We start from the raw sequence: 6,503 nt of genomic DNA, 5'->3' as shown, positions 1-6,503 counted from the left end.
GGCCGGGCCGGTGCGGGGGCGGGCGCGGGCACGGGAGCCGGCCGCGACGGCGCGGAGGCGGTGGTGACCTCCTCCCGCCCCAGTTCGGTGACCAGGAAGGCGGCCAGCTCAGCCGGGGTGGGCAACTCGAACAGGACGGTGTCCTCCAGGCGGACCCCGGTCCGCTCCTCCAGCTCGTCGCCCAGTTCGAGCGTCATGATGGAGTCGAAGCCCAGGTCCCGGAAGGCCCGTTTCTCCTCACCCGGGTCCAGTGCCTCCCGGTCAAGGACGCGGGCGGTGTGCTCGCACACCAGCTCCAGGACCGGAGCCGTGCGCTCCCGCGCCCGCTGGTCGTCCTCGCTCTCGGGGGCCGGGGCCCCGGAGGCGGGACGGCGCGCGGCCAGGTCGTCGGGCCAGTGACGCCGGCGCTGAAACTGGTAGGGGGGCAGGTCGATGCGCCGCGCGCCGGTGCCCTCGAACAGCATGGGCCAGTCGATGTCCACACCGGTGGTGAAGGCCCGCGCCGCCGCCGTGAGCAACTGGGCCTGGTCGCCGTCGCCCCGGCGCAGGGTCTCCAGCACGTGCCCCCGCACACCCGCCGCCTCCAGGGAGCGCCGCACCCCGTAGGAGAGCACCGGGTGCGGGCCGACCTCGATGAAGACGCGCCTCCCGTCGGCGATGAGCGCGCCGACCGCCGAGGCGAACAGGACCGGCTCGCGCAACGCCGTGTACCAGTACCCGGCGTCCAGGGCGGGGCCGTCCCCGTCCAGGCGCGCGCCGACGAGCGTGGAGTAGAAGGGGATCCGCGGCGCCCGCCAGCGCACCTCGCCCAGGTCACGGACGATCGTGTCGCGGATGCGCTCCACGTGCGCCGAGTGCGAGGCGTAGTCCACGTCGACCAGCGCCCCGTGCACACCCCGGTCCACACAGCGCTCCACGGCCTCGCGCACCGCGCGCGGGCTCCCCGAGACCACCACCGCCTCGGGGCCGTTGACCGCGGCCACGTTCAGGTCGGGGATGTCGGCCGCGAGCTCGGCGGCCTCCTCGGCCGTGACGCCCAGCGAGGCCATCCCGCCGCTGCCCGACAGCGCGGTCAGCGCCCGGCTGCGCAGCGCCACGATACGGGCCGCCTCCTCCAGGGACAGCGCACCCGACACACACGCCGCGGCCAGCTCACCCTGCGAGTGCCCGACCACCGCCGAGGGCCGCACCCCCAGGTCCTCCCACACGCCCGCCAGGGAGACCATGACCGCCCACAGCGCCGGCTGCACCACGTCCGCCCTGGAGCCCTCGCCCGTCAGCGGGGGTGCCTGGGAGTCGCCGCGCAGCACCGCCGAGACCGACCAGTCCGTGTGGGGCTCCAGCGCCCTCTCGCACTCGCGCAGGCGCCGGGTGAAGGCCTCGGCCAGCACCCCCTCGCCGTCGAGCAGGCTGCGGCCCATCCCCGCCCACTGGCCGCCCTGTCCGGGGAAGACGAGGACGGGGCCGTCGTGGCCGGGCTCGGTGTCGGGACCGCCCTCCAGGCGGACCGACTCCAGTTCGCGGTCGCTGTCTTCCCCGGGGGCCAGGACCACCGCGCGGTGCTCCATGACGTCGCGGGTGGTGGCCAGGGACAGGCCCACGTCGTGCGCCCTGACGCCGGGCCGGGAGGAGACGTAGGCGTGCAGCGCGGAGGCCTGGGCGCGCAGGGCCTCGGGCGAGCGGGCGGTGAGCACCCAGGGCACCGGGTCCAGGACGCGCTTGGTCACCGGGTCGGAGCCGGTCCGCTCGGGCACGGGCCCCGGTCCCAGGACCAGGTGGCAGTTGGTGCCGCCCATGCCGAAGGAGGACACCCCCGCCAGGGGGGTGTGGGTCGGCCAGGGCTCGCGCCGGGTCTGCACCGACAGCCCGAGGCCGTCCAGGTCGATGTCGGGGTGGGGTTCGGCGAAGTTCAGGGTGGGCGGGATCTGCTGGTGGTCCAGGCTGAGCACCGTCTTGACCAGGCCGACGACGCCCGCCGCGCCCTCCAGGTGTCCGACGTTGGTCTTCGCCGAGCCCACCCGCAGCGGTTCCTCGGCGCCCCGGCCGAAGACGCCGCCCAGGGCCGCCGCCTCCACCGGGTCGCCCGCCGGAGTCCCGGTACCGTGCAGCTCCACGTAGGCGACCTGGCCGGGGTCCTTGCCCGCGTCGGCGTAGGCCGCGCGGATCACCGCCTCCTGCCCGTCGACGGTGGGGCGGGTGAGGAACTCGCCCGCGCCGGAGTTGTTGACCGCCCCGCCGTGGATGACGGCGTGGACGCGGTCGCCGTCGGCCAGGGCCCGGCCGAGGGGTTTGAGCACGACCACGGCCCCGCCCTCACCGCGCACGTAGCCGTTGGCCCGGGAGTCGAAGGTGTGGCAGCGCGCGTCCGGGGAGAGCCCGCCGAACCTGGCGACGCTCTCGGTGCTCTCGGCGACCAGGATGAGGTTGACCCCGCCCGCCAGCGCGACGTCGGAGTCGCCCCGGCGCAGGCTCTCCACCGCCAGTTGCACGCCCACCAGGGAGGAGGACTGCCCGGCGTCGACGGTCAGGCTCGGCCCGACCAGGCCCAGGGCGTGGGAGACCCGGTTGGCGATCATGCTGCGGTGGGTACCCGTCAGCGTGTGGTGGGTGATGGCCCCGGCCCCGCCGCGGTCGTACAGGAGCGCGTAGTCGGAGCCGATGGCCCCGGTGAACACGCCCACCCGCGCGCCCCGCAGCGTGCCGGGCGCCGTCCGGGAGTTCTCGACCGCCTCCCAGCTCAGTTCGAGCATCAGGCGCTGCTGGGGGTCCATGGCCAGCGCCTCGCGCGGGGAGATACCGAAGAAGGCGGCGTCGAAGTCCTCGGCGTTGTCGAGGTAGCCGCCCCAGGTACTCCCGCGTCCCGTGGGGGACTCGCCCAGCCGGGCGGGCGGCGGGGTGATGGCCTCGCGCCCCTCGCACAGCAGCCGCCAGAAGGCGTCGGGCGTGCGCGCGCCCGGGAGCCGGCAGGAGAGTCCGACGACTGCGATGGGCTCCCAGGGGCCGTGGGCCGGGGCTCCGTCTGATCTGCCGCTCACGATCGCTGCCTTTCCTCTCGCCCACCCGTCACCCGCCGCCCCGGAAAACACCCGGGGGCGCTTACCCCCACCTCGCGTCCGAGGAGACCCGGCGGTATTCGCGTCCGTGCATATGCACAAGACCGGGGTTTCCCCGCCGCGTCAAGGGCGGTTTCGGTGTGACGGTTCGTTCCATGTCCACGGAAGACCGCCGAGGGGACAAGGAGTAACTTGCCCCACAATGGGCCATTGGGGACTAACAGGCACCAACCCGAAAGAGCGTAACGGTTGCTCACAACCGCTGACAACGAACTCCGCTTTTTCGGACGCTTGATTCGGACAACCGTATGGGGAATTAATGCATGCCAGAATGGGGGCGGAACACAAAGTGCCCGGCGCCCCTCAGGGCACCGGGCACCAGATCGCGGAGGCGGCACGTTCGCCCTCAGTCCCCGTGCCTCTCCTTGACCTCCTCGATGTACCGCATGGCGGCCTCCGGGTTGAACAGCCAGTTCTTGAAGTCGGAGGGGTTGTCCCACGCCTGGATCCAACGGTCGCCGACCTCGCGGTAACGGGCGGCGGCCTCCATCACCACTCCCAGGTGGGGAGGCAGTTCGCGCTCCCACAGCGTGGAGGCGAACTCCGCCCACTCCTGATTGTCCTGACCGAATTCCCAGAAACGGTCGAACGCCGCGACCAGGAAGTCGTCGTCGAAGGGCTGGTCGCCGCGTTCGATGATCGCCTCCAGGTAGGCCTGGGCGCACCGGGTGGAGTTGTTCCAGCTCTGTCCGGTGTAGGGGTCCATGGTGACCACCACGTCGGCCATGCCCAGGACGCTGCCCCCGTTGGGCAGCTTGCCCACCGGGTTGCGGACCTGCGGCGTGAGCTCCTCGACCAGTGTGCTGCGGCCGTCGGTGAGGTTGGCGTCCTTGATCCGCTCGAAGGCGTCGGGCGCGTGCTTCCTCAGCAGGTCCTTCATCCGGCGCAGCTGCTCCTCCTGGCCTGGCCGGTCCGGCCAGGCGTCCATCGGACCGCCCTTGCGGTCCACGAGCAGGAGGTTGTGGCAGGGCCCGTCCTGGCCGAGCATCGGGATGAGCATGAGGTTGCCCGCGCTCTGGGCCGTGGCCGCCCAGCCGATGTTGTCGTCGCCCTCGGGGTCGGGCCACACGTCGTAGATGTGTGCCTGGGCGATGGAGCGGGGCCTGGCACCGCTGAAGCGGCTCGTGTCGTTGTCGAAGAGCTGTCCCAGCTCACCGTGGCCGACGGCCACGATGATCAGGTCGAACATCCGCGAGAAGTAGTCCAGATCGGTGACGGTGACCCCGTGGATCACCACCTTGCCTCCCCGGTCCTCGAAGAACTCCAGCCAGTCGGCCATCTTCACCCGGCGGTCGACCGAGACGGAGTAACCGTTGCCCGGATGCGAGCTACCGCTGAAAGCGCTCGACACCCCGCCCTCCATGTACATGAACAGCTTCTGCTCACGGATCTGGGGAGCCAGCGCACTCCAGAAGTCGAGGTCGAACTTGCGCTCGTACTCCAGAGCGGTGGGGAAGGTGAACTGGGCGACCGAGCAACGACCGGTCCGGATCTCCATCGAGGACTGCCCCGTGATCACCGTGACGTCGTATCCATGGGTGAGGAGCCCATGGGCCAGGTGCAGGCCGGCGTGGCCCGCGCCGACGATAAGGATCTTGCGCATTGTCGCTAACTTTCCTGGGGAATCTGCGGGGCGGTGGGAAGACCGGGGTCTCCCCGTCCGTCAGGCGACGGGCTCGCTGGCGCGGTTGTGCTCCAACGCGTACCGGAGCAGCGTCTTGAGCACCTCACCCCCGGACAGGCGGTTCCGGGCGTCGAAGTCGATGATCGGCACCTCGGGACTGACCTCCAGCGCCTCGCGGACCTGCTCGGAGGTGTACTCGAGGCGGCCCTCGAACTTGTTCAGCGCCACGATGTAGGGGATGCGCTTGTTCGTCTCGAAGTAGTCGACCGCGTCGAAGGAGTCCGCGAGCCTCCGGCAGTCGACCACGACGACGGCACCCACCGCGCCGCGGACCAGATCGTCCCACATGAACCAGAAACGCGCCTGGCCCGGTGTGCCGAACATGTACATGACCAGTTCGTCGTCGATGGTGATGCGACCGAAGTCCATCGCGACGGTGGTGGTCGTCTTGTCGGGTGTGATCGAGGTGTCGTCATGACCGATGCTGGCCTCGGTCATGATCGCCTCGGTCGTGACAGGGGGAATCTCCGACACCGAGCGCACCAAGGTCGTCTTGCCGGCGCCGAAGCCCCCGGCGATGACGATCTTGCTCGACATCTTCTTGCGATTCGACCTCTTGTCACTGGAAAAGTCGTTCGAGACCACGAAGAGCCCTCTCCAGAACCTGGTTTTCCGATGGACTGCTGCCGGTGATGGTCGGGTGGATGTACACGAGGTCCTGTTCGGCCAGGTCGCTGACCAGGACCTGGGTGACGCCCAGGGGGATGTTCAACTCGGCCGACACCTCGGCCAGCGACCGGGTCTCCCGGCACAGCTTGTAGATACTGATCGACTCCGGCATGAGGGTGCCAGGAGGTTCCTGCCCGGGCTCGGACGTCGAGACCAGGGTCTGCACCATCAGCGGATGCCGCGACCGTGTCCGCCCACCCGTGAAGGTGAACGGACGGACACGGTTACTCCTTCGCCTGCGGAAGCTCATAGCCGAGGCAACCTCTCCTCCCGAACGGGCACCGTCGTCAGTTCTGGATGACCTCGCGCAGCTGCGAGCGCAGCTGCGGCGTGAGCACGTGGGCGACGTTCTCCACGAGCTTGGTCATCTGGAAGCCGACGATCTTGAGCTCGGTGCCCGGGGCGGTGAGCACCGCCATGCAGGAGCCGTCGCTGATCGCCATGATGAACAGGTGGCCGTGGTTGAAGCGGACCAGCAGCTGTTCGCACTCGCCCCTCTGGAAGAGGTTGGCGCCGCCGACGGCGAGGCTGTGCAGGCCGCTGGCGATGGCCGCGAGCTGCTCGGCGTGCTCCTCGGGGAAGTCGCTGGAGTGTGTCAGGACCAGGCCGTCGGAGGAGACCACGACGGCGTGCTCGACACCGCGCACGTCACGGACGAAGCGGTCGATGAGCCAGGAGAAGTTCTCAACACTGTCGTTCACGGATTCAGTCATCGCTGTGCCTTACCTGCCTGGGCCGAGGGTCGTGTTCGCTGCTGTGGTGTCTGCGGGGGCACGCCGGGAGGGGCGCCCTGGACGGGGTCGGGAACCGTCACTTCTTGTCGTCCTTGGGCTCGTCGCCGCCCTCGCGGGCCTCGCGCTCGCCGTCGAAGAAGTCGCCGAGCTCGTCGCGGATCTGCTCGGCCCGGGCCTCGCCGGTGAGCCTGGGCGGGGTGTCCTCGCGGGCCTGGGGCGCGGCGTCCGGCTTCTGCCCGGGGCGGGGCATCATCCGCAGGGGCGATCCGTGCGGGGTGGCGCTGCGCCGGGGCAGCCCGGCGG

Annotated in this window: 6 protein-coding genes; all 6 read right to left on the bottom strand. The window is 70.6% G+C overall.

The features are described from left to right. The coding region (locus tag DQW06_RS23895; protein ID WP_117199354.1) for a type I polyketide synthase at positions 1-3,035 on the bottom strand (3,035 nt) is incomplete at its 3' end. 424 nt (positions 3,036-3,459) lie between these two features. Continuing rightward, a complete protein-coding gene (locus tag DQW06_RS23890) occupies positions 3,460-4,716 on the bottom strand; it encodes a styrene monooxygenase/indole monooxygenase family protein (RefSeq protein ID WP_013151547.1) in 1,257 nt (418 codons plus the stop codon). 60 nt (positions 4,717-4,776) lie between these two features. Beyond that, positions 4,777-5,334: an ATP/GTP-binding protein gene (locus DQW06_RS23885; protein ID WP_041552253.1), complete on the bottom strand. Its 558-nt coding sequence runs from the start codon at positions 5,332-5,334 to the stop codon at positions 4,777-4,779. 22 nt (positions 5,335-5,356) lie between these two features. Then, on the bottom strand, positions 5,357-5,716 hold the full coding sequence (locus DQW06_RS23880; protein WP_013151545.1) for a DUF742 domain-containing protein: 360 nt from the start codon (positions 5,714-5,716) through the stop codon (positions 5,357-5,359). 37 nt (positions 5,717-5,753) lie between these two features. After that, positions 5,754-6,179, bottom strand: a complete 426-nt coding sequence (locus DQW06_RS23875; protein WP_013151544.1) for a roadblock/LC7 domain-containing protein — start codon at positions 6,177-6,179, stop codon at positions 5,754-5,756. Between the two features lie 97 nt (positions 6,180-6,276). Further along, the coding region (locus DQW06_RS23870; protein ID WP_157983586.1) for a hypothetical protein at positions 6,277-6,503 on the bottom strand (227 nt) is incomplete at its 5' end.

The sequence above is a fragment of the Nocardiopsis sp. TNDT3 genome (assembly GCF_003427465.1).
GTDB lineage: Bacteria > Actinomycetota > Actinomycetes > Streptosporangiales > Streptosporangiaceae > Nocardiopsis > Nocardiopsis dassonvillei.
The sequence above is the reverse complement of the archived record's forward strand: the minus strand, read 5'-3'. Positions and strand labels throughout refer to the sequence as shown.